The sequence below is a fragment of the Acidimicrobiales bacterium genome, from assembly GCA_040219515.1.
In the GTDB taxonomy this organism is placed as follows: Bacteria; Actinomycetota; Acidimicrobiia; order Acidimicrobiales; family Aldehydirespiratoraceae; genus JAJRXC01.
This window is the reverse complement of the sequence record JAVJSI010000007.1, coordinates 158038-181885: the sequence shown is the minus strand read 5'-3', so window position 1 is coordinate 181885 and position 23848 is coordinate 158038. Positions and strand designations below refer to the sequence as shown.

The 23848-nt window shown below is 68.2% G+C and carries 21 protein-coding genes; 15 read left to right on the top strand and 6 right to left on the bottom strand.

The features are described 5' to 3' along the window. Complete coding sequence (locus tag RIB98_05345) at window positions 1-1092, top strand: methyltransferase domain-containing protein (GenBank protein MEQ8840382.1); 1092 nt, start codon at window positions 1-3, stop codon at window positions 1090-1092. Here the strand turns inward: RIB98_05345 and RIB98_05340 are convergent. Continuing rightward, a complete protein-coding gene (locus RIB98_05340) occupies window positions 1065-2078 on the bottom strand; it encodes a GNAT family N-acetyltransferase (protein MEQ8840381.1) in 1014 nt (337 codons plus the stop codon). The two genes, RIB98_05345 and RIB98_05340, sit on opposite strands and share 28 nt — an antisense overlap. Window positions 2079-2107: 29 nt before the next feature. Between RIB98_05340 and RIB98_05335 the strand changes: the two genes are divergently transcribed. Together RIB98_05335 and RIB98_05330 are read left to right on the top strand one after the other, a co-directional pair. Continuing rightward, window positions 2108-2605 (top strand): 2'-5' RNA ligase family protein, encoded by a 498-nt coding sequence (locus RIB98_05335; GenBank protein MEQ8840380.1) that lies wholly within the window; start codon window positions 2108-2110, stop codon window positions 2603-2605. Window positions 2606-2613: 8 nt separating this feature from the next. Next, window positions 2614-3399 carry an alpha/beta hydrolase gene (locus RIB98_05330; protein MEQ8840379.1) on the top strand — a complete coding sequence of 262 codons (786 nt, stop codon included), beginning with the start codon at window positions 2614-2616 and terminating at the stop codon, window positions 3397-3399. Here the strand turns inward: RIB98_05330 and RIB98_05325 are convergent, their stop codons facing one another. Beyond that, window positions 3400-4794 (bottom strand): DEAD/DEAH box helicase, encoded by a 1395-nt coding sequence (locus tag RIB98_05325; GenBank protein ID MEQ8840378.1) that lies wholly within the window; start codon window positions 4792-4794, stop codon window positions 3400-3402. 291 nt (window positions 4795-5085) lie between these two features. Between RIB98_05325 and RIB98_05320 the strand changes: the two genes are divergently transcribed. Continuing rightward, window positions 5086-7902, top strand: coding sequence for a Calx-beta domain-containing protein (locus RIB98_05320; GenBank protein MEQ8840377.1), 2817 nt, complete (start codon window positions 5086-5088; stop codon window positions 7900-7902). A gap of 9 nt (window positions 7903-7911) precedes the next feature. On the opposite strand, the gene msrB is transcribed toward RIB98_05320, so the two are convergent. Further along, a complete protein-coding gene (gene msrB, locus RIB98_05315) occupies window positions 7912-8337 on the bottom strand; it encodes a peptide-methionine (R)-S-oxide reductase MsrB (protein MEQ8840376.1) in 426 nt (141 codons plus the stop codon). A gap of 237 nt (window positions 8338-8574) precedes the next feature. Between msrB and recA the strand changes: the two genes are divergently transcribed. Then, window positions 8575-9645 carry a recombinase RecA gene (recA, locus tag RIB98_05310; GenBank protein MEQ8840375.1) on the top strand — a complete coding sequence of 357 codons (1071 nt, stop codon included), beginning with the start codon at window positions 8575-8577 and terminating at the stop codon, window positions 9643-9645. A gap of 69 nt (window positions 9646-9714) precedes the next feature. On the opposite strand, the gene RIB98_05305 is transcribed toward recA, so the two are convergent. Continuing rightward, a complete protein-coding gene (locus RIB98_05305) occupies window positions 9715-10104 on the bottom strand; it encodes a PPOX class F420-dependent oxidoreductase (protein MEQ8840374.1) in 390 nt (129 codons plus the stop codon). A 118-nt stretch (window positions 10105-10222) separates the two neighbouring features. Here RIB98_05305 and miaB point away from each other — a divergent pair, with 118 nt between their 5' ends. From miaB to dapE, 8 genes are read left to right on the top strand one after another with little or no spacing between them, the layout of a single operon-like run. Further along, window positions 10223-11677, top strand: coding sequence for a tRNA (N6-isopentenyl adenosine(37)-C2)-methylthiotransferase MiaB (gene miaB, locus RIB98_05300; GenBank protein MEQ8840373.1), 1455 nt, complete (start codon window positions 10223-10225; stop codon window positions 11675-11677). A 38-nt stretch (window positions 11678-11715) separates the two neighbouring features. Further along, window positions 11716-12477, top strand: coding sequence for a phosphotransferase (locus RIB98_05295; GenBank protein MEQ8840372.1), 762 nt, complete (start codon window positions 11716-11718; stop codon window positions 12475-12477). Next, window positions 12474-13403, top strand: a complete 930-nt coding sequence (gene miaA, locus RIB98_05290) for a tRNA (adenosine(37)-N6)-dimethylallyltransferase MiaA (protein MEQ8840371.1) — start codon at window positions 12474-12476, stop codon at window positions 13401-13403. Before RIB98_05295 ends, miaA begins: the two co-directional genes overlap by 4 nt. A gap of 31 nt (window positions 13404-13434) precedes the next feature. Continuing rightward, complete coding sequence (gene dapF, locus RIB98_05285; protein ID MEQ8840370.1) at window positions 13435-14247, top strand: diaminopimelate epimerase; 813 nt, start codon at window positions 13435-13437, stop codon at window positions 14245-14247. Next, window positions 14240-15667 carry a GTPase HflX gene (gene hflX, locus RIB98_05280; protein ID MEQ8840369.1) on the top strand — a complete coding sequence of 476 codons (1428 nt, stop codon included), beginning with the start codon at window positions 14240-14242 and terminating at the stop codon, window positions 15665-15667. Before dapF ends, hflX begins: the two co-directional genes overlap by 8 nt. Further along, window positions 15664-16782: an aminotransferase class I/II-fold pyridoxal phosphate-dependent enzyme gene (locus RIB98_05275; GenBank protein MEQ8840368.1), complete on the top strand. Its 1119-nt coding sequence runs from the start codon at window positions 15664-15666 to the stop codon at window positions 16780-16782. The genes hflX and RIB98_05275 overlap by 4 nt, the downstream gene beginning before the upstream one ends. 51 nt (window positions 16783-16833) lie before the next feature. Continuing rightward, complete coding sequence (locus RIB98_05270) at window positions 16834-17658, top strand: 2,3,4,5-tetrahydropyridine-2,6-dicarboxylate N-succinyltransferase (protein MEQ8840367.1); 825 nt, start codon at window positions 16834-16836, stop codon at window positions 17656-17658. Between the two features lie 18 nt (window positions 17659-17676). Beyond that, the gene (gene dapE, locus RIB98_05265) at window positions 17677-18756 is read left to right on the top strand and encodes a succinyl-diaminopimelate desuccinylase (protein ID MEQ8840366.1); all 1080 of its coding nucleotides are present in this window, start codon (window positions 17677-17679) and stop codon (window positions 18754-18756) included. Window positions 18757-18778: 22 nt separating this feature from the next. Here the strand turns inward: dapE and lexA are convergent, their stop codons facing one another. Then, window positions 18779-19405 (bottom strand): transcriptional repressor LexA, encoded by a 627-nt coding sequence (lexA, locus tag RIB98_05260; GenBank protein MEQ8840365.1) that lies wholly within the window; start codon window positions 19403-19405, stop codon window positions 18779-18781. 197 nt (window positions 19406-19602) lie between these two features. Here lexA and RIB98_05255 point away from each other — a divergent pair, with 197 nt between their 5' ends. Continuing rightward, on the top strand, window positions 19603-19971 hold the full coding sequence (locus tag RIB98_05255) for a LysM peptidoglycan-binding domain-containing protein (GenBank protein ID MEQ8840364.1): 369 nt from the start codon (window positions 19603-19605) through the stop codon (window positions 19969-19971). A gap of 15 nt (window positions 19972-19986) precedes the next feature. On the opposite strand, the gene RIB98_05250 is transcribed toward RIB98_05255, so the two are convergent. Further along, the gene (locus RIB98_05250; GenBank protein ID MEQ8840363.1) at window positions 19987-20727 is read right to left on the bottom strand and encodes a dihydrofolate reductase family protein; all 741 of its coding nucleotides are present in this window, start codon (window positions 20725-20727) and stop codon (window positions 19987-19989) included. Between the two features lie 355 nt (window positions 20728-21082). Here RIB98_05250 and RIB98_05245 point away from each other — a divergent pair, with 355 nt between their 5' ends. Then, a complete protein-coding gene (locus RIB98_05245; GenBank protein MEQ8840362.1) occupies window positions 21083-23845 on the top strand; it encodes a vitamin B12-dependent ribonucleotide reductase in 2763 nt (920 codons plus the stop codon). Window positions 23846-23848 lie beyond the last annotated feature (3 nt).

Sequence of the window (23848 nt, the reverse complement as noted above, 5' to 3'; positions counted from 1 at the left end):
ATGCGCACCGAACTCGATCTGGAGCTTCTGGGTGAGACCATCCAGGGGCTGTATCGCTTCAAACAGGGGGAGACGATGAGCGCCGTCGTCCACCTGGGTGTGCGCCTCGGCCTGTTCGATGCCCTCGCCGAGCACGACGGTGCCACCAGCGTGTCGTTGGCCGAGGTCACCGGCTTCCACGAGCGCTGGGTGCGAGAGTGGCTCCACGCCATCGCCGCGGCCGACCTCGCCGAGCACGACGACGGCCGGTTCAATCTCACGCCCGAGGCGAAGGCCACGTTGTGCGACCCCGATCACCCGGCGGCAGTGGCCGGGGTGTTCGGCCCGCCCATCACGCATCACGAGATCGACCGGACCGCCGAGGCGTTCACCACCGGCATCGGCATGACCTGGGACGAGCACGGGGCCCACACCTGCCACTTCCAGGCGGCGATGGGCGCAGCCGGCCAGAAGGCGTGGCTCGTACCCGTCATCCTCGATTCGATCGAGGGAATGTCGGACCGGCTGCGGGCGGGTATCACCGTGGTCGACATCGGCTGCGGTGCCGGCGTGGCGGCCACGGCGATCGCCGCGGCCTACCCCGAGAGCACCGTGATCGGCATGGACCCGTCGGCCCACGCCATGGAGGCGGCGTCGGAGCGGGCCGCCGCGTCCGGGCTCGACAATCTGTCGTTTCGGACCGGAACGTTCGACGACCTGGCCGACCTCGACGGCGTCGACCTGCTCCTCACGCTCGATGTGCTGCACGACCTGCCCCGGCCCGGGGCGGCCGTGCGGTCGGCTCGCGCCTGTCTCGCCGACGACGGCGTGTGGTTCGTGGCCGACATCAAGACCCGTGGCGGGCTCGAGGAGAATCGTCCGATTCCGGTGTTGCCGTTGATGTACGGCATGTCGATCCTCTACTGCATGTCCTCGGCGATGTCGGAGCCCGACGGCGCCGGCCTGGGCACGCTCGGTCTCACTGAGGCGGTGTTCGCGGAACTGGCCGACGCGGCCGGTTTCGCGAATGTCGAGACACGCGAGTTCGACATCGACCCGCTGAATCGCTACTTCGAGGTGCGGGCTCAGCCGGCGGCCGACGCGGCGCGATAGGCGCTGATCGGGGCCTGCCACACGGCGAACTCGGCCACCGGCCGATAGCCCATCGCCACATTGATCCCGAGCATCGGGTCATTGCTCTCGGCGTTGCCCGTGAGGAGCCTCGTGACGTCGGGTTCGACCTCACGGAGCCAGCGCCACATCTCGGCCTTGAGCCAGCGACCGATTCCCCGGCGACGATGGGCGTCGAGCACGACCGTGTCCCACTGCCCCGATGCGGCCGGCCGGAACGTGTTGACGTGGACGGAGGTGTGGCCGACGGGTTCGCCATCCGGGGTGAGACCCAGGATGTGCATGAGGCGGGTACCGAGCGCGGTTCGGGCGTCCTCGTCCTCGCGGATGTCGGCCTCGGTCACCAGATAGTCGTTGATGTCGAGCCCGTCGGTCGGTGCGTCGTTCATCGCGTTGCGGCTCCGGATCCACGCCGCCATGTGTTCCTCGGGCGCCGGGCCGACCCAGCGCACGAGCTCGACGTCGCCGGCCCGTTCGTTGCGTTGCTCGATCCATTCGGCCATGAGGCCGGGATCGACGACGGTCGTGTCGAGGGCGGAGAGACGTTCGATGTACTGCCGGACGCCGCCAGCGGCGGTCCAGAACCCGTGGTGGGTATCGGAGTTCGGCCCCCAGGCCATGAACGAGGTGCGACTGTCGGATTCGGCCACGTCCAGCATGTGAGCGAGCGCGAGTCGTGCCGCGTCGAGATGGTGGGCGAGCCCGAAGATCTCGGCCGAGGCGATGTGGGCGTTCTCGGGGTCGTGTTCGAGTTCGAGATGTGCGACCACCCGCACCTCGTCGCCGTCGACGAGTGCGTAGCGCTCGTGGCGGTTGCCATCGCTGCGGTCGTCGGTCGCGAACCGCCGAAGCTCCTCTTCGGTGATCGGTGGGGTGTCGGGGTCGGTTTCGGCCTCGTCGCGTTGCTGCAAGGCGAGCGCGGCGCGAAATCGGTCAGGTTCGAGTTCGCGGAGGGGGACCATCTCCATCCCGGCAGTGTTGCCTAGGTTGCAGGGCGATGTCTCGTCTTTTCGTCGCAGTGTGGCTGCCGTCGGATGTGGTGGCGCTGGTGGCCGACCTCCCGCGTGACGACCTGCCGCGGCTGCGGTGGACCACGCCGGCGCAATGGCACGTCACCCTGCGCTATCTCGGTGAGGTCGACGAGGTACTCGCACAGGCCGCCTTCGACTCGGTGGAGGCGGCGCCGGCCGCGGCGGAGTTGGGTCCTGTCGTCGAGCGGCTCGAACCCGGCCTGGTGGTCGTCCCGGTCGTCGGCCTCGATGCGCTCGCCGCTGCGGTTCTCGAGGCCACCGGTGGGATCGGCGAACCCCCGCACCCCGACGGCTTTCGCGGCCACCTGACCCTCGCCCGCCAACGGGAAGGAACCTCGACTTCGGCCGACGGGGTGGCCTGCTCGGCCCGTTTCGTGGTCGACGAGATCGCGCTGGTGCGCAGTGAGCTGCACCACGACGGCGCCCGCTACACCACTGTGACTCGGCGTCGCCTCACGACCTAGGGTCGGTCATGCCTTTCGTCGACGCTCGTGGCCTCTCGATCCACTACGAGATCCATGGGGCCGGGCCACCGCTGTTGCACATCTCGGGAAGCGGCGGCGACCTCCGCAAGACCATGCCTGCGCAGTCGGCGCTCAACCACGACTTCGAGGGGCTGCACTACGACCAGCGCGGCCTGGGCCAGACCTCCCATGGCGACGGACAACCGACCATGGCCGATTTCGCCGACGACGCGGCGGCGTTGTGTGACGCCCTCGGCTGGAGTCGGTGCCATGTGGTGGGTTCGTCGTTCGGGGGCATGGTCGCCCAACACGTCGCGATCCGACATCCGGACCTCGTCGACAAGCTGGTGCTCAACTGCACCTCGCCGGGTGGCGATCTGCCGTCGTACCCACTGCACGAGTTGCAGCTGATGGCGCCGGCCGATCGGGCCGATTCGTGGATGCCGCTGCTCGACACCCGCTACGTCCCCGGTGAGGACATTCCCGGGCTCGGTTCGTTGACGTCGTACTTTCGAGACGGCCAGGCCACCGAACAGGCCCCCGACGCGGCGGCCGGTTTCACCCGCCAGCTCGAGGCCCGTCGTCTCCACGACGCGAACCCCGGACTCCCAGGAGTGACGGCGCCCACTCTCGTGTGCGCCGGACGCTACGACGGCATCGCCCCGGTCTCGAACTCCGAGGCGATCGTGGCCGCGATGCTCAACGCCGAACTCGACGTGTTCGAGGGCGGCCACATCTTCATGATGCAGGACCCCCGGGCCATGACCCGGATCCGCGACTTCCTGCTGGGCTGATCAGCCCGGACCGCGATTGCCGCCGCGTGACTTGCCGCGGCCGCCACCTTGCTTGCCGCCGCCGCCGGAGCTGCGGCCCTTGCCACCGCCCCCGGAACCGGTGGCCTTGCCGCCGCCGCCGGAGCCGCCTCCCGACTTGCCGCCCCGGCCTTTGCCGCCGGTCTTGCGGGTGCGGGCCTTGGGCTTGCGCTGCTGGTTGTTGCGCGGGGGAGTGTTGCGCTGCGGTCGGTCGTCGCGACGATCGTCGGGATCGTCGGGGATCTCGGGGAGCTCGCCGCCTTCGACGGCCGGCGGCTTCGTGATCTCCTGCGGCAGGTCGAGGCGGCGCTTCATCGCCTTGACGTCTTTCATCTGACTCGGATCGATGAACGAGATCACCTTGCCGTGGGCTCCGGCGCGAGCGGTGCGGCCGCTGCGGTGCACGTAGGCCGAGTCCTCGTCGACCGGGTCGAAGTGGACCACGCAGGCCACCCCGTCGACGTGGATTCCACGGGCGGCGACGTCGGTGGCCACGAGGGCATGGGCCTTGCCCCGGGTGAAGTCGTCGAGCGCACGGGTGCGTTGGGACTGCGACCGGTTGCCGTGGATGGCCGCCGCTTTCACACCGGTGCGCCCGAGCTGCTTGGCCAGCCGATCGGCGCCGTGTCGGGTACGGGTGAACACGATGGTGGGCCCGAAGGTGGCGATGACCGACGCCGTGAGCGGCACCCGCTCGGTGCGAGGCAGCTCCCAGAAGTGGTGCTCCATCGCCTTGAGATCGGGTGAGGCGGGCCCGACCTCGTGTCGCACCGGGTTGTGCTGGTAGCGAGCGATGAGCTTGCCGACGTCGCCGTCGAGCGTCGCCGAGTAGAGGATGGTCTGGCGCTTCGGTGCGGTCTGGTCGAGGAGCCGCTTCACGACCGGCATGAAGCCCATGTCGGCCATGCGGTCGGCCTCGTCGATCACGACGATCGTCGCATCGCCGAGGGTGAGGGCACGGCGGGCCAACAGATCCTCGAGCCGGCCGGGGGTGGCGACGAGAATGTCGACGCCTCGCTTCAGCTTGTTGATCTGCGGCTCGAGACCGACCCCTCCGTAGACGGACAGGATGGTGCGCCCCATGGCGTCGGCCAGCGGGGCGAGGTCGGACGCGATCTGGTCGGCCAGCTCGCGGGTGGGCGCCAGCACGAGGGAGGCCGGCCGCTTGGATTCCGCCTTGTTCACGCCGGCGACCAGCGGAATGCCGAACGCCAGGGTCTTGCCGGAGCCCGTGGGCGCCCGGCCCACCACGTCGCGACCGTCGAGCAGGTCGGGAATGGTGGCCGACTGGACCTCGAAGGGCTGTCGGATGCGTTGTTGATCGAGGACCGCGACGATCTCGTCGGGTACGCCGAGATCGGCGAACGTGGTGGCCATTGAAGACGCCTTCGAGCGGGGATCTCTCGCTGGGCCTCTGCCCGCGACCAGCCGCTTCTGCTTGAAGGATACCGCCGCGGGTGTCGACTGAATGATCCATGGACATCATCGGGCCGGGACGACACGTCGACGGTCGGGCCGTCCGAGGGTGAGTCACCGTCGAGCGTGGCGCGTTCCGCCGGGCTCGTCCGGGCCGAAGCAGACGTCATGGTGGTGCTCACCTGGGCGCAACCTCTTGCGCGGCGCGTCCCTATGCCGTCAGAATGCCTTCCGGCGACGTCAGGGGCGGAGATGGCGGCAGTGATGGGATCTCGGGGAATTTCTCGACTGGCGATGCTGCTGGTCGGCGCACTGGTGGCAGCGGGGCTCGCAGTGGCGTCGCCCGCGGCGGCCGCAGGACCGGTCGTCTACGTCGATGCGGCGGCGATCGGGGTCGGCGACGGATCGTCGTGGACGGATGCGTTCACCGACCTCCAGGACGCACTGGCGGTCGTGTCGCCGGGTGACGAGATCCACGTCGCCGAGGGCACGTACACGCCCGACGCCAGCGACCGGAACGTGACTTTCGAGCTCGTCGATGACGTGGACCTGATCGGCGGCTACCAATCCGGCGGCGCGGCCGGACCCGACCCCGCCCTCTACCCGACGATCCTGTCGGGCGATCTCGCCGGCGACGATCTCCCCGGCTTCGTCAACAATGAGGAGAACAGCCTTCATGTGGTAACCGCTGGCGACACAATCGTGACGGGTCTTCGGTTCGATGGACTTGTCGTTCGAGGCGGGAACGCCAACGGATCTGCCAGCAACTTTCTCGGCGGAGGACTGGTGCTGAACGGTGCCGAAAACGTGACGATCGTCGATTCGTCGTTTATGTACAACACCGCAGACGGCCAAGGCGGCGGGCTACTCATCTGGGATTCGACGAGCGTCGATGTCGTGGACGCGACGTTCTCGTTCAACAACGCTTCTCATGAACATGTCGGCTGCGACTACACCGGTGGCGCCGGGGGTGGAATCGCCGTCATCGACTCCGTCGACGTCTCGATAAGTGGTGCAGTTGTCACCTACAACAGTGCCTCTGAACTGAGCAGCGGTGGCGGCATGTATCTCGAGTGCAGTTCGGTCGTTGTCTCCGATTCGCTCATCGCCAACAACACCGCCTCGTCGTCTGGCGGCGGCATTGAGACCGGCATCGCTTCCACCGTGATCGAGCGAACAACGATCACCGACAACGAGGCGGTCTATTCCGGGGGAGGACTTTCATACGACACTTCGTTGGGTGGCGCCTACCTAGTTGACAGCATCGTTTCGAACAACACGGCTGGGGCAGGTGGCGGGGGTGGCATGGCGGTAAGTGGCGACTCCGTTGTCCATACGGTCAACACTTCGATCACGGGCAACGCAGCAAGTATCGGCGGTGGAGTCCTCAACGGCAGTTACCTCACGTCAACGATCGTCAACTCCGATATCTCGGGCAACACGGCTTCGAATGCGGGTGGGGGGATCTACAGCGAGGAGTGGGGCGGCTCAACAATTGTCAATTCTACGATCGCGAATAACAGCGCCTCGGTAGGCGGAGGCATCTTCAGCGAAGACTTCGGTGGCTCCACGATCACCAACTCGACGATCGCTGACAACGACGCAGCGGCAGGTGGTGCCGGCATCTACCACAGCGATGCGGGAGGCTCCACGATTCGCAACTCGATCGTGTGGGGGAACACACCCGATGCCGTATTCGGCGGCAGTGCGACACCGATCGTCACCAATTCAGATGTCGAGGGTTGGACCGGCGGTGGGGTCGGCAACATCGATGCGGATCCGTTGTTCGTCGGGGCGGGCGACTACCGACTCCAGCCTGGCTCACCGGCGCGGGACGCCGGTGACAATGCGGCCGTGCCGGCCGATCAGTACGACGTCGACGGCGACGCCGACACGACCGAGCCCACACCGGACCTCGACCTGCAGGACCGCATCTGGGGCCCGACGGTCGACATGGGTGCCTACGAGTTCTCGTCGCTGCCGGTGGCGGTCGGTGGTGTGGCGTCCGTCGTCGAGGGCAACGTCGGCTCGAAGCTCGTGCAGGTCCCGCTGAACCTGTCGTTCCCGAGCCCGCTGCCGGTGACGGTCGACTGGACCACTGCAGACTGGACCGCCGCCGCCCCCGGTGACTATGTCGCCGCGTCGGGCACGGTGACGTTTGCACCGGGCGAGACCGCGAAGTCGGTGCCGGTCAGCGTCAAATCGGACGCCCTGTACGAGACCGACGAGATCCTCGGTGTCATCTTCTCCAACCCGACCAACGCGACCGTCGGCGGATTCCTGGGCCTCGGCCTTGCCGTGATCACCAACGACGATGCCCAGCCCACGGCTGCGATCGGGGGCTTCGTCGCGACCGAGGGCGACCGCGGCACCACGTCCTACGACCTCCCGATCACCCTGTCGGCGCCGGCCGGGGTGCCGGTGTCCATCGACTGGGCCACCGAGGATCTGCCCACGAACCCCCGTGTCGCCCATCCGGGCAGCGACTTCGTGGCCGCGTCGGGCACTGTGACGTTCGCGCCGGGGGAGACGGTGAAGAACATCCGGATCGACGTCATCGGCGACACCGACGACGAGCCCCCGCTGCTCTACGGCGAGTGGGGACTCGTGCGATTCACGAACCCGGTGAACACCGTCGTCACCGGCGGTCTCTTCGGACTCGGTCTGTTCATCATCATCGACGATGACGTCGTCGACTCGACCTACCGGATCCGCATGGGATCGGCGGCCAATGCGCCGATGCTCGACGGCGCGTCCTTCCCGGCGAACGGGTCGATCGTCCGGCCGTACCTGCGCTTCTCGTCCGGCGACGTGATTCTCGACGGCGAGGGCAACGGGGTCGACTGGTACATCGACGAGGTCCTCTTCCGAGACGGCGACTGGGACGAACCCTTCCGGATCAGCAATGTGCTCCCGACCCTGCCGATCGGGACACCGTTCTCCGGCGACTATCCGCCCGGGTCGCTCAACGAGTTCCTGCTGACCCCGGGCGAACACACGATCCGGGCCGACGCGGCCTACCCCGGCGGCACCAAGCAGTTCATCGCCACGTTCACGGTGGAGGGATAGCGCGGGCGGCTACTCGTCGGTCCCGGTGACGTTGCCGTCTCGGTCGAGGCGCAGCGACGCCGAGTTCATGCAGTACCGCTGACCCGTGGGAGCCGGACCGTCGGGGAACCGGTGGCCGAGGTGGGCGCCACAGTTGGCGCAGACGGCTTCTTCGCGGACCATGCCGTGGCTCGTGTCGGTGTGGATCTCGACCACGTCCTCGCCCACGGTGTCGAAGAAGCTCGGCCACCCGGAGCCGGATTCGAACTTGGTCTCGCTGGTGAAGAGGGCGGTGTCACACACGACGCAGCGGTAGGTGCCGTCGTCGTGGCAGTCCCAGTATTCGCCGGTGAACGCCCGCTCGGTGCCGGCCTCCTGGGTCACGGTGTACTGGGCCGGGGTGAGACGGTCGCGGAGCTGGTCGATCGTCTCGCCGGTGGGGAGGGTCTCGCTCATGTCGGAGCCTTTCGTTGCTGTCTGCACCGTAGAACACCTCGTCTCGTCGATTTGGTCCCGAACCGGCCAGATTCCTCCGTTCGGTCCTTGACCGAACAGCTGTTCGCAATTACGTTCTTGTCATTCGTTCCGGCCGGTGGGTGTCACACCCCCTTCGTAGGTTCGAGCCCAACAACCCCACACCCCCCGATCTCGACACCGAAGGTGTCGGACAACATCGAAGACGTAGGAGACACAGTGGAACGAGACAAGGCACTCGACATGGCCCTCGGGCAGATCGAGAAGCAGTTCGGCAAGGGCTCGGTCATGAAGATGGGCGAGAAGGGCAGCATGAGCATCGAGTCGATCCCGACCGGTGCCCTGGCCCTCGATCTGGCGCTCGGCATCGGTGGTCTGCCCCGCGGTCGTGTCACCGAGATCTACGGCCCGGAATCATCGGGCAAGACCACACTCGCCACCCACGTGGTCGCCGAGGCCCAGCGCAACGGTGGCATCTGTGCCTACATCGATGCCGAGCACGCGATGGACCCGGTGTACGCCAAGGCGATCGGTGTCGACATCGACGAACTCCTGATCTCCCAGCCCGACACCGGTGAACAGGCCCTCGAGATCGTCGACATGCTGGTGCGCTCCGGTGCCCTCGATGTGATCGTGATCGACTCGGTGGCCGCGCTCACGCCTCGTGCCGAGATCGAAGGCGAGATGGGCGACACCCACGTCGGGCTCCAGGCCCGTCTCATGTCGCAGGCGCTGCGCAAGCTCACGGGCAACCTCAGCAAGTCGCAGACCGTGTGCATCTTCATCAACCAGCTACGAGAGAAGATCGGCGTGATGTTCGGTTCGCCCGAAACCACCCCGGGCGGTCGTGCGCTGAAGTTCTACTCGTCGTGCCGGCTCGACATCCGTCGCATCGAGTCGATCAAGGACGGCGTCGAGGTCGTGGGCAACCGCACCCGGGTCAAGGTCGTGAAGAACAAGTGCGCCCCGCCGTTCCGGCAGGCCGAGTTCGACATCATGTACGGCACCGGCATCTCCCGAGAGGGTTCGGTGCTCGACCTCTCTGTCGAAGAGGACATCGTCAAGAAGTCGGGTGCCTGGTACACCTACGACGGCGAGCAGCTCGGCCAGGGCCGCGAGAACGCCAAGAAGTTTCTCCAGGACAACCCCGAGGTCATGGTCGAGATCTCCGATCGGGTCTGGAAGGCCGTCATGCCCGAGATCGAGGAAGCGGCGGAGGCCATCGACCTCACCGAGGACGACGACGAGTTCTCCGAGGCCGACGACATGCCCATCGCCCTCGACGACTGACACATACCTTCCCCCAAGAACGAACGAGTGGGCCGCCCTCGGGCGGTCCGCTCGTCGTTTTCTCCTGGTTCAGTCGAGCGTGATCACCACACTGCAGTTCGCGGCTTCACCGCGTCCGAAGAGCTTGCCGACCTTGGACATGGCCTTCATCGCGGATACCTGAAAGCCGTACTTGGCCTTGATCGCCCCCTCGACGGGGGCAGAGGCCGCGCCAGTCGCCACCGTCGCGGAACCGGTCACCGTGGCGGCACCCTCGGCGACGACGCCCTTCATGTTGCTGGGCGCCAGCTCGACCGCAGGTGTCGCGTTGATCCGCTTCACCTTCCACGACTCGAGGCCGGTCGTGAACCCGACGGTGCCATCGCCCAGGTCGGCGATCCACACGGGCGACTCCTTGCGACGGCCGTCCTTGGTGAAGGTGGTGAGGCGGACGTACTTCTCATCGGCGATGGAGGGCATGGTCGACAGTAACCCGTCGAGCCTCGCCGTATTCCGTTCGGATTTCCCGCAAGTGAAGTGGCGATTCTCTGGCGTGAGTCCGGCGATCGTGCGACTTCCTCACCGCTAGCCTGACCGGGTGGGGAAGTCCTATGTGATCCGCACCTACGGGTGTCAGATGAACGAGCACGACTCGGAGCGCATCTCCGGGCTGCTCGAGGCAGACGGGATGTCACGCGTCGACGACGTGGCCGACGCCGACGTGGTCGTTCTCAACACCTGCTGCATCCGGGAGAACGCCGACAACAAGCTCTACGGGGCGCTCGGTCATCTCAAGGCGCTCAAGGAGTCGAAGCCGGGTATGCAGATCGCCGTTGCCGGCTGCCTCGCGCAGAAGGACCGCGACCTCATCACGGAGCGGGCTGGGCATGTCGATGTCGTCTTCGGCACCCACAACGTCGATCGGGCCGTCGAGTTGCTCGAGCATGCGGCGGAGAACGGGCCCATCGTCGAGATTCTCGAGGCGACCGCCCGCGAAGATGCCGACCGGTTTCCCTCGGCGCTGCCGACCCGTCGCGAGGTCGACCACGCCGCCTGGGTGACCATCCAGGTCGGCTGCGACAACACGTGCGCCTTCTGCATCGTGCCGTCGGTCCGCGGCCCGGAAGTGAGTCGTTCCTTCGGCGCACTCGTCGCCGAGGTCGAACAGCTGGCCGCCGATGGCGTGAGCGAGATCACCCTGCTCGGGCAGAACGTGAACAGCTACGGCCGCGACCTGGCGCTCGCCCGCCGAGGCGAGTCGTCGGACGACGACGCCGAGTGGTGTGGTGAGCGCTGGACCCGGGACCGCCGGGCCCGGCCGCTGTTCGCCGACCTCATTCGTGCGACCGGCGCGGTCGAGGGCATCCATCGGGTGCGCTTCACCAGCCCGCATCCGAAGGACATGCGCGACGACGTGTATGCGGCAATGGCCGAGACGCCGGCCGCGTGTGAGCATCTGCACTTCCCACTCCAGTCGGGGAGCGACACGATCCTGGCCGCCATGCATCGCGGCTACACCGGCGAGCGCTATCTCGAGAAGCTCGCCGCCGCCCGCGCCGCGATCCCGGGTCTCTCGGTGACCACCGACATCATCGTCGGTTTCCCCGGTGAGACCGACGACGACTTCGAGCGCACCCTCGAGATCGCCGCGGCCGCACGGTTCGACGCGGCGTTCACCTTCGTCTTCTCGCCCCGGCCGGGCACCGAGGCGGCCGAGATGACCGACCGGTTCGTCGATCACCAGGTGGCGGTCGAACGTTACGAGCGGCTCCGCGTCGTGATCGAGCGGTCCAGTCGAGCGGCCAACGAGGCCCGCATCGGCCACATCGAGGAAGTGACGATCGAGGGTCCATCGAAGAAGGATCCGTCGGTGCTCACCGGCCGCACCCGCCGCAACACGCTCGTGCACTTCGCTGCCCCCACGCCGCTGCGGGTCGGGTCCTATGCCCGGGTCGAGATCACCGATGCCCGGGTCAACCACCTACGGGGCAGCTTCGTCGAGGCCACCCATCCGGCTCGTCACCGCACCCGCATCCCGGTCGCTGCCGGTTGATGGCAGTCCCCGAAGCGCCGCGAGGTTTCGGACCGGGCGTGCGTAAGGTGCTCGGCGAACACGACCTCGACGGGCTGGCCGTCGACGGCGGGATCGAACTGCTCCGGGTCAACCCGGCAGAACTCGCCCTCGCAGTGCTCCATCAGCGGGCCCCGGACACCGGCCCGCTGCTCGATGAGGTCGATCGGCTGCTGTGGCTGGCCAACGTGCCACCGGCCCCCGAGGTGATCGCCACCGGCCGCAGCGATGGTGGCGACGAAACCGTGGTGCTCGCCCTCGGCCGCGACGCCGTCTCGGCCGAGCACGGCCACCCGATGGGCCCCGAGGCGCTGGCCTCTTCGCTCGCCACCGCGCTCTCGGACCTTCACGCCCGACCCGCCCAGCACTGCCCGTTCACTGCCGACGCGGCGACGCTGCGTCGCGTGGTGGACCAGCGGATCGACGCCGGTGCGGTGACCGACGTGGACGACGGTCCCTACGCCGGGCGCGACGCCGGGTCGCTGGCCGCGATCTTCGACCAACTGACGGCCGATCTCGGACCGCCCGACGATCCCGTCTTCATTCACGCCGGGTTGGCGGCCAAGCGCCTGTGGCTCGACCCGGCCGGCGGCCTGACACTTCTCGGCTGGCGCTGGGCCGGTGTCGGCGATCGTCACCTCGACCTTGCCGCCGCGGCGGCCATGCTGACGAGCCTCTACGGTCCGGCGCTGGTCGGTCCGTTCATCGAGTCCTACGGGTTCGATCGGGTCGACCTTCGACGCCTCGATGCCCACCAGATCCTCGCCCACCTCCTCGCATGACCGACCCTGCAGGCCGGCGCGCCGATCGGCCGCTCGTGATCCTCGGGCCCACCGCGTCGGGCAAGTCCGATCTCGCCCTCGGTGTGGCGGAGGCGTTGGGTGATGTCGAGCTCGTGTCGATCGACTCGATGCAGGTCTACCGGGGGATGGACATCGGCACGGCCACGCCCTCGACCGCCGAACGGGCGCGCGTGCCGCATCACCTGATCGACCTCGTCAGCCCCGACCACGGCTTCACGGTCGGGGAGTTCCAACGACGGGCGCGTGCGGCCCTGGCCGACATCCGACAGCGGGGCAGGACGCCCGTCCTGGTCGGCGGCACCGGACTCTATCTGCGCTCGGTCATCGATGATCTGGAGTTACCGGGACAGTTCCCCGAGGTTGCCGCCGAACTCGAACTCGAGCCGGAGACGGCGACGTTGCACGCCCGTCTCGCGACGCTCGACCCTGTCGGCGCGTCGCGGATGGAGCCCAACAACCGCCGGCGGGTGATGCGGGCGCTGGAGGTGACCATCGGGAGCGGTCGACCGTTCAGCTCGTTCGGCCCCGGCATGGAGCACTACGGCCCCACCCCGTTCGTGCAGATCGCGCTGCGTTGGCCTCGCGAGGTCCTGAACGAACGCATCGAAGCCCGCTACGAGCGTCAGATGGCCGACGGATTCCTCGACGAGGTCCGGGCGCTGGCCGCGCTCGGACCCAGCCGCACCGCCGCCCAGGCGCTCGGCTATCGCGAGCTGCTGGCCCACGTCGCCGGCGACACGACACTCGACGAGGCGTTGACCACGGCCATCGCCCGCACCCGCCGCTTCGCCCGTCGCCAGGATCGCTGGTTCCGCCGCGACCCACGGCTCTTCTGGGTGGACATGCCGACGACAGCCGACGAGGTCATCGCTCTGTGGGACGACGTTCTGGCAAAGGGCGAGTGATGACGGCGCCGAACTGCGAGAATGGGGAGCCATGAGCGCCCGCTACAGCAAGCACCACGGTCTGGGCAACGACTTCCTGGTCATGCTCACCGAGAGTCTCCCGCTCGACGCGGTCGAGCGGGCCATCGCGCTGTGCGATCGCCACACCGGCATCGGCGCCGACGGCTTGATCTTCGGCATCGCCCGCCCCGACGGACGCATGGCCATGCGTCTTCTGAACTCCGACGGCAGCCCGGCCGCGCTGAGCGGCAACGGCCTCCGCTGTTTCGCCCAGGCGATCGCCCGTGAGCGCGACGTGCCCCACCTCGAGATCGACATCGAGACACCGGCGGGCATCCGGCACTGCACGGTCATGGCGACCGAGGAGCACCACACGGTGGTGGCCACCGTCGACATGGGTGTGGTGTGTCCGGGACCGGATCCGGACACCCGGGACCTGATGGCCGCCGCGGGACCGTCGGTGGCGATGGTCAAGCGTTGGGAGACCGGCGACATCGGCAATCCCCATGTCGTCTGCGAGGTCGACGACCCCGACGCGATCGACCTGGCGGTCGCCGGCCCGGCGATCGAAGCCCACTTCGAGGAGGGCGCCAACGTGCACTTCGTGGCGGTCAGCGGACCCAACGAGATCAGCGTCAAGGTGTGGGAACGCGGCGCGGGCATCACGGAAGCGTGCGGTACCGGGGCCACGGTGGCGGCCCAGATCTTCCACAACTGGGAGCTGGTCGGCCCCAAGGTCGTCGTTCGCATGCCGGGCGGCGATGCGCTGGTCGACCTCGGTGGCCCGGTCACCCTGACCGGTCCGGCGACCCACATTGCCGATTTCGAGGTTCCGGATGCCTGACGCCGGCAGGGGGCTGGGCGATGGCGTGGTCGGCGACAGTGGTCCTGGCGATGGCGAGCTCGAGCTGGACGAGTGGCTCGACGAGGCGGAGGATGAGAGCCATCGCGGTGCGTTCGGCGACTATGGCGGTGCGTCGACCGGGCTGATTGAACGGACCTTCCGTGAGCGCATCGTGCTGGTCGGTGTCACCCGCGACGGCGAAGACTCCCACGACACCGACGCTTCGCTCGACGAGCTGGCGCTGCTGGTCGACACCGCCGGCGCCGATGCGGTGGAACGGGTGCACCAGAACCGGATGTCGCCCGACCCCGCCACGTTCATCGGCTCGGGCAAGGCCAAGGAGGTCCGTGAGATCGCCGAGGCGGTCGATTGTGACACCGTAGTGTTCGACGACGAACTCACGCCGGCCCAGCAGTTCAACCTGGAGAAGATCCTCGGTCGGTCGGCCCTGGACCGCACCGCCGTCATCCTCGACATCTTCGCTCAGAACGCGAGCACCCTCGAAGGCAAGGCCCAGGTGGAGCTGGCTCAACTGCGCTACCGACTACCCCGGCTGCGCCGCGCCGGGGGAAACTTCTCGCAGCAGGACGGTCGCATCGGCACCCGCGGTCCCGGCGAGACCCAGCTCGAGGTCGATCGGCGGCGGTTGGTGCGTCGCGTTCACAAGCTCGAGGCCGATCTGCGCAAGGTCCAGGCCCATCGCCAGACCCAGTCCAAGGCCCGGACCCGCACCCGCAACCGGGCTGTGGCGCTCGTCGGCTACACCAATGCCGGGAAGTCGTCGTTGTTGAACCGCCTCACCGACGCGGATGTGCTGGTCGAGGATCGGCTCTTCGCCACTCTCGACGCCACGACGCGCAAGCTCGCCCTGCCGGGCGGCGAAACCGTGTTCGCCACCGACACGGTCGGCTTCGTCAAGAAGCTGCCCCACCAGCTGGTCACCGCATTCAAGACCACCCTGGATGTGGTGCGCGACGCCGATCTGCTGGTGCACGTCGTCGACGGGTCCGGTCCCGACCCGGAGGGATCGATCGCCGCGGTCCGTGAGGTGCTCGAAGAGATCGGGGCCGGCGAGGTGCCGCAGCTGATGGTCTTCAACAAGTCCGACCGGGGCGACGGCGCGGCCAAGCTCGCCGAACGCTACGAGGGATCGGTCGCCTGCTCCGCCCACACCGGTGAGAACATCGATCTCGTGATGGCCACGATCGGCGACCGAGTGCGGTCCATGACCGAGCTGGCCGAGCTGCTGGTGCCGTGGGATCGCGGCGACGTGCTCGCGTCGGTCCACCGCGAGGGACAGGTGCTCAGCGAAGCCGCCGAGGAGCACGGGATGCGCATCAAGGCCCGGCTCGAGCCGTCGTCGCTCGGTGCGCTCAAGGCCTACGTCGTGGCCGATGGGGAAGGAACGTCGACCTCATGACGACTCCCATCGGTGGCTTCGTGCCGCCCACGTATCCCTACGACCGGCTCGACGGGTTCCGGGCCGCCGCCGAGCGATTCGAGGGCGGTGCCATCGACTGCTCGATCGGTACCCCGTTCGATCCGCCGCCGGCCGAGGTGATCGCCGCCCTCGCCACCTCGGGTGCCGAACGGGGCTACCCGCCGTCGGTCGGCACCCCGGCCTTTCGCAACGCTGCCGCCGCCTGGTTGGCTCGTGAGCTCGACGTGGCCGTCGACGCCGACACTCAAGTGGCGGCCTGCATCGGCACGAAGGAGTTCGTGGCCAGCACACCGAATTATCTCAAGCTGCGCGACCCCAGCCGTGACACGGTCCTCTACCCGGCGGTGTCCTACCCCACCTATGCGATGGGAGCGACCCTCGCCGGGTGTCGAGCGGTGCCGGTGCCGGTCGACGCACAGTGGCGCATTGATCTGGCGGCCATCGACCCCGCCGATGCCCGTCGTGCGCTGTGCCTCTGGGTGAACACGCCCGGCAACCCGGCCGGCGGTCTCGACGACCTGTCTGCGGTCGCCGCGTGGGGCCGCGCCAACGACGTCGTCGTGTTGAGCGACGAGTGCTATGTCGAGTTCACATGGGATGGCCCCGGTCGCACGATCCTGACCGAGGGAACCGACGGTGTCCTCGCCGTTCACTCCCTGTCGAAGCGTTCCAACCTCGCCGGCACCAGGGCCGGCTTCTACGCCGGTGACACGGAACTCGTCGAGTACCTCCGCGAGGTGCGCAAGCACGGCGGCTGCCTCGTGCCCGGTCCGGTGCAGGCTGCGGCTGTTGCCGCGTGGGATGACCAGGTGCATGTCGACGAGCTGCGCGACGTCTACCGGCACCGCCTCGAGCTGGGCATCGAACTGTTCGCCCGGATCGGCATCGAGGCGACGATGCCGCAGGGCGGGTTCTACCTGTGGGTCGCCGCACCCGACGGCGATGCGTGGGGTCTCACCCGGGAGCTGGCCGAACGGACCGGGGTGATCGTGAGCCCCGGTGAGTTCTACGGTGACGCCGGCGCCGGTCATGTGCGGCTCGCCGTCGTGCAGCCCACCGAACGACTCCAGCTTGCGGTCGATCGCCTGACGTGACCCTGCCGGCGGTGGGGGAGTGGCCGGGGACCGGGCGATAGCCTGCCCGCCATGTCCGATCTCACGTCACGTATCGAAGCGCTCTGGGAATCCCGCGACAGCCTGGATGTCGACGACCCGGAGGTCATCGCCGCCGTCCACGAGGCGATCGACCAGCTCGACACGGGCGTTGCCCGCGTCGCCGAGGTCGGCGACGACGGCGAGGTGATCGTGCATCAGTGGTGCAAGTACGCCGTGTTGCTGCTCTTCAAGATCTCCAAGATGGACACCATCGACAACGGGCCGTTCGAGTACGCCGACAAGATCCCGCTGAAGCGTGACTACATGTCCCGTGGTGTGCGGGTGGTGCCGGGCGCCCAGGCCCGCTGGGGCAGCTACCAGGCTCCGGGGGTCGTGATGATGCCGAGCTACATCAACATCGGCGCCTACGTGGACGAGAACACCATGGTGGACACCTGGGCGACCGTGGGCAGCTGCGCCCAGATCGGCAAGAACGTGCACCTCAGTGGTGGCGTCGGCATCGGTGGTGTGCTCGAACCGGCCCAGGCCGCACCGGTGATCATCGAGGACGAATGCATGATCGGCAGCCGCTGCATCGTCGCCGAAGGCGCCCGGGTCGGCGAAGGCACGGTGCTCGGTGCCGGTGCGGTGCTCACGGGGTCGATTCCGGTGATCGACGTGGAGACCGGCGAGGAGATCTCCCGCGGTGTCGTGCCGCCCTGGTCCGTGGCGGTGGCCGGTACCCGGCCCCGCTCGTTTCCCGGCGGCGAGTTCGGTCTCCCGGCGGTACTCGTGATCAAGCGGCTCACCGAGGGCCAGCGTCACGACAAGTCCGCGCTCAACGACATCCTTCGTGACCATGGCGCGGCGACCTGAGATGCTGACCCGGTGCGCGTGACCTCACTTCCGACCGGCGACCTCTTCGCACTGACCGCGGCGCTCGTCGACATACCGTCGGAGAGCCGCAACGAGCAGGAGATCGTGCAGCTCCTCGAAGACGACCTGCGCTCGCACGCGCACCTCACCGTCGATCGGATCGGCGACAACCTCGTTGCCCGCACCACGCTCGGACGACCGCGACGGCTCGTGCTGGCCGGCCACACCGACACCGTGCCCGCCGATGGCAACGCCGGCGCCCGTATCGACGGCGAGCGGATGTACGGCGTCGGCACCACCGACATGAAGGGCGGCATCGCAACGATGCTCGAACTCGCCCGGACGATGACCGCACCCGCCGTCGATGTCACGTATGTCTTCTACGCCCGCGAGGAGATCGCCGTCGCCAACAGCGGCCTGCTCGAGATCGAGGCCGCCCGTCCCGAGCTGCTGGAGGGCGATGTCGCGCTGCTGGGTGAGCCGACCCTCGGCGCCGTCGAGGCGGGTTGCCAGGGCACGATGCGCATCGAGATCTCGCTCGTGGGTGCTCGGGCCCACACCGCCCGCCCGTGGATGGGTCGCAACGCGATCCACCGATTGGGTGCGCTGCTCAACATCGTCGGCAACTACAAGCCTCGTGAACCCATGATCGAGGGTTGTGCCTACCGCGAGGCGCTCCAAGCGGTACACGTCGAGGGCGGCGTGGCCGGCAATGTCGTGCCGGATCGCGCCATGATGCGGCTCAATCACCGCTTTGCCCCCGACCGCACGGTCGAGGAAGCCGAGGTGTTCCTGCGGGACCTACTCGCGCCGGCGATGGCCGAGGGCGACACCCTCGAGGTGGTCGATGCCTCGCCCGCCGCGCTTCCGGGTCTCGGTGATCCGTTGTTGGCCGCCCTCATCGAGCGCGGCAACCTGGAGGTTCGGGCGAAGCTGGGCTGGACCGATGTGGCATTCTTCTCGGCCCGTGGAGTGCCGGCCAGCAACTTCGGACCGGGCGATGCCACCATCGCCCACACCGCCGACGAGTATCTCGAGCGTCAGTGGTTGACCGACACCCACGCCGCCCTCGTGGATCTGTTGACCCACGGGGCGTGAGGCAGGCGGTCGGCCCGGCGCCTCAGAGCTTGCGCATGACGGTGACGACCTTGCCGAAGATCTGCACCTCGTCGGGCGAGAACACCATGTCGGTGAGCGCGGGGTTGGCGGGCACGAGCACGATCTTGCCGTCGCGGCGGCGCAGGGTCTTGACCGTGGCCTCTTCGCCGGGGATGCCGGCGACCACGATGTCGCCGTCGGCCGCGTCGTCCTGATTGCGGCACACGACGAAGTCGCCGTCGAAGATGCCCACGTCGATCATCGACTCGCCCCGGACCCGCAGCATGAACAGTTCGCCGCCGCCGGTGAGGTCGGCCGGCATCGGGACGAGTTCCTCGACGTTCTGCTCGGCCAGCACGTCGGTGCCGGCGGCGACGTCGCCGACGAGGGGAATGTGCTTGACCGGTCGACGATCGGCGGTGGAGGCGCCGCCGTTGTAGTGGACCTGGATGGCGCGGGGCTTGGACGGGTCACGGACGAGATAGCCGGCGTCTCGCAGGTTGTCGAGGTGTGACTTGACGGTCGCCGGAGAGCGCAGGCCCACCGCTTCGCCGATCTCGCGCACCGACGGCGGGTAGCCACGGTCGGCCTGGTGCTCCACGATCATGTCGAGGATCTGTCGCTGGCGAGGGGTGAGCGTGTCGGACATGTCCGCCTCCGGGGCCGGTCGTCCCCAGGGGTTGGGGACTTCCTGTGGATGAGTTGTTGACAACGAACATGTGTTCGGGTTGACTGTGTCGAACGGCTGTTCGCCGGACACATGTTCGCCAAACATTCGTTCGCCGTCAAGTACCTCTTCGGAATTCCTCCCCGATGAGTGTCACACCCCAGGAGCACACTCGAGCCATGACTGCAGCACTCGCCCCCGCCACCCTCGCCCCCGCCGCCACCGTTCGGGCTTCGCGTCCGGCTCGTCCGCTGAGTCCCGAGGTCTACCGTCGTCGTCGCCTCGCCGTCGTCGCCCTCGTCGTGGGCCTGTTGCTCGGCCTCGCCTCGTTCGGCCGTCAGGCCGACGCCACCCGCACCGCCGAGGTCCAGGCCGCCGAGGCCGTGCTGGTCGTGGTGCAGCCCGGCGACACCCTGTGGACCATCGCCGACTCGCTGGCCGGCGGCACCGACCTTCGTCCGCTGGTCGCCGAGCTCAGCGAGATCGCCGGTGGCGCGTCGATCCAGCCCGGCCAGCTGCTGCAGATTCCCGGCGATCTCGTCGACTGAGCGAGCCCGGTCGGTTCAGGTCCGCACGTAGCGGGCGAACAGCGTGCCGTCGTCCTCGAGGAGCCGCACGAGGCGCATCGTCATCCCCGCTCCGGGCGCGCCGGCCACGATCCGCTTCGAATCACCACCGGCCAGCAGCGGCGAGATGCTGAGACACATCTCGTCGATCGCTCCGGCACGGTGGAGCATCCCGTTGAAGGTCGGTCCTCCCTCGGTGAGCACCACTCCTGCTCCTCGTCGGGCCAGCTCGGCGGTGATGCCCTCGGGTTCGGGCCGGGCCGTCGACAGGCGCACCACCTCGGCGTCGAGGGCCGCGAGCGCATCGGCGTCGGCATCGTGACCGGCGATCACCAGCGGCCGGGCCTGGTCATCGGCTCGTTCCGCGAAGGCGGGCAGGGTCGGGTCCACGCGGCCACTGGCCGTCACGATGGCCAGGCCCGGCGCGGCGGCACGGCCGGCGGCGTGGCGGCGAGCCGCGATCTCGGGCGACGTCTGCGGCATCCGGTAACGCTCGGCCACCGCGGTGCCCGATGCCACGAGGACCCAGTCGCAGCTGGCCCGCAGCGCACCGAACACCGCCTTGTCGCCGGGTCCGCCGAGTGCACCGCTGAGGCCGTCGACCGTCGTGGCACCGTCGATGCTCGCGATCATGTTGGCCATCACCCACGGGCGGCCGTCGCGCGGCGCTCGCGGGTCGGCGAGATAGAGGTCGAGCGGATCGACGTCGTCCTCGAAATGGGGGTGAATCTGGCGCACGCACCGGGACTTTACTCTCACGCCGCGTGGCGAGTCGGTGGCATCCACCGGTTGTCCACCGAGATGGGGACGATCTGTGGACAGGGGCGGGCATATCCACCGGGAATCCACATGCGCTCCCCTTTTGGTCCACATGGGCAGACCCGTAGGGTGCTCAACGCCGTGCGGTACGGGTCGTCGCCAGGATGGTGGTGGCAAACGTCTCGCACAGAGTCGAATCGCTCCTTGGGGGCCCTACGCCGGGGGGTGTGGGGAAATCGGCGCCAACGGTGTCGCCCTCTTACCCAGGTCGACCCGTCCGCACGGCCATCTCGAACATCTGGCCCGTCCAGCGGAATCGGAAAGGGGCCCGAACATGGCGCTCATCAGTGATCAGGCAAGCTCGATCGACCAGACGGGCCTACGCCGGTTCTTCACGGTGGCCGGCACCGACCCCTACGACGCCGTCGAATGGGAGGCGCGCGACGCCCGCCTCACCGACTATCGCGACGGCTCGGTGGCGTTCGAACAGTCGGCCATCGAGGTGCCGGTCGGCTGGAGCCAGAACGCCACGAACATCCTCGCCCAGAAGTACTTCCGCGGCGCGCTCGACACCCCGGGGCGCGAGCGGTCGCTGCGCCAGGTCGTCGACCGCATCGTGGGCACGATCACCGAGTGGGGCCGCGCCGATGGCTACTTCGCCGACGAGGCCGAGGCCGACACGTTCCGAGCCGAGCTCGCTCATCTGCTGATCACGCAGAAGGCCGCCTTCAACTCGCCGGTGTGGTTCAACATCGGCGTCGACGGCGTGCCCCAGCAGGCCTCGGCCTGCTTCATCCTGTCGGTCGACGACACGATGGACTCCATCCTCAACTGGTACGCCGAAGAGGGACGGATCTTCAAGGGCGGCAGCGGTGCCGGGGTGAACCTGTCCCGCATTCGCGCGTCGAAGGAAGGGCTCAACGGCGGCGGCACGGCCAGCGGTCCCGTCAGCTTCATGCGGGGCGCCGACGCCTCGGCGGGCACGATCAAGTCGGGCGGCAAGACCCGCCGTGCCGCCAAGATGGTGATCCTCGACGCCGACCATCCCGACATCGAGGAGTTCATCTGGTGCAAGGCCAAGGAGGAACGCAAGGCCCGCGCCCTCGAAGCGGCCGGCTTCGACATGTCGCTCGACGGCGCCGACATCCATTCGGTGCAGTATCAGAACGCCAACAACTCCGTCCGGGTCACCGATGAGTTCATGCAGGCCGTGGTCGACGACTCCGAGTGGCACCTCACCGCCCGCAGCGACGGCCGCGTGATCGAGACCGTGAGGGCCCGCGACCTGTTCCGCCAGCTCTCCGATGCCGCCTGGCAGTGCGCCGACCCCGGCATCCAGTTCGACACCACGATCAACAAGTGGCACACGGCGCCCAACACCGGCCGAATCAACGGCAGCAATCCATGCGTCGAATACATGCACCTCGACGACAGTGCGTGCAATCTGGCGTCGCTGAACCTGATGAAGTTCCTGCCGCTCGAGGACGAGTCCCGGGCCACCGATGTGGGGGCCTTCGACGTCGACGGCTTCGCCCACGCCGTGCGGGTGCTCTTCACCGCCCAGGACATCCTCGTCGGCAATGCCGACTACCCGACCGAGCAGATCGGTGAGACCAGCCGGCGGTTCCGCCAGCTCGGCATCGGCTACGCGAACCTGGGCGCCCTGCTGATGACGCTCGGGCATCCCTACGACTCCGATTCCGGTCGGGCCGTGGCCGCGTCGCTCACCGCGCTGATGACCGGCCAGGCCTATCGCACGTCGACCGAACTCGCTGCCCGGTTGGGGCCCTTCGACGGGTTCGCAGAGAACCGGGAGCCCATGCTGCGCGTTCTCGATCAGCATCGAGTCGCGGCCGACGCCATCGACGGTGCCCTTGCGCCGGGCGCCATTCTCGACGCCGCCCGAGCCGCCTGGAACGACACCTGCGAGCAGGCCGACGTGGTCGGTGTCCGCAACTCCCAGGCGAGTGTGCTGGCCCCCACCGGCACCATCGGACTGCTGATGGACTGCGACACCACGGGGGTCGAACCCGACCTCGGGCTCGTGAAGTTCAAGCGTCTGGTGGGCGGCGGCACGATGAGCTTCGTCAACCGTTCGGTGCCCCGGGCTCTGCGCAATCTGGGCTACGACGAGACCGACATCGAGGCGATCGTCGCGCACATCGACGAGCACCACAGCGCGGTGGGCGCGCCGGGACTCGACCCCGAGCACCTGCCGGTGTTCGCGTGTTCGCTCGGCACCGATCCCATCCACCACCTGGGCCACATCAAGATGATGGGCGCGGTCCAGCCGTTCCTGTCCGGCGCGATCTCCAAGACCGTGAACCTGCCGGAGACGGCGACCATCGAGGAGATCGAGCTGCTGCTCATCGAGTCGTGGCGTCTCGGCCTGAAGGCCGTTGCGCTCTATCGGGACAACTGCAAGGTCGCCCAGCCCCTCTCGGTGGGAGACGGCGCTGCGGGGAGCCGGTCGGCGGGGTCCGGCACCGAGGTCGTCGAACGCATCGTCGAGAAGATCGTGCAGGAGCCGGTGCGCGAGCGACTGCCCCGGTCGCGGGCGTCGAAGACGTTCGAGTTCCGCGTGGCCGACTGCAAGGGGTTCGTCACGGTCGGCGAGTACGACGACGGTCGGCCGGGCGAGATCTTCATGCGGGTGTCGAAGCAGGGTTCGACCCTTGCCGGCATCATGGACGCCTTCGCCATCTCGCTCAGCCACGGCCTGCAGTACGGCGTGCCGCTCGAGGCGTTCGTCGAGGCCTTCGTGGGCATGCGCTTCGACCCCGCCGGCATGACCGACGACCCCGACATCCGCATCGCCAACAGCCTCATGGACTACCTCTTCCGCCGACTCGCGGTGATGTACCTGAGTCACGAGCAGCGGGTCGCCATGGGCATCCTCACCACGGGCGAGCGGACGCAGCCGACCCTGCCGGGGGTGGAGGAACACGTCACCGCCAGCACGCAAGGCTCAGACATCCCCCGTGACCCACCGGCCGCCGCCGATGCGCCGTTCTGCATGACGTGTGGCGTGCCGATGCAGCGGGCCGGTGCCTGCTATGTGTGCGGCGACTGCGGCACCACCAGTGGGTGTAGCTGACCC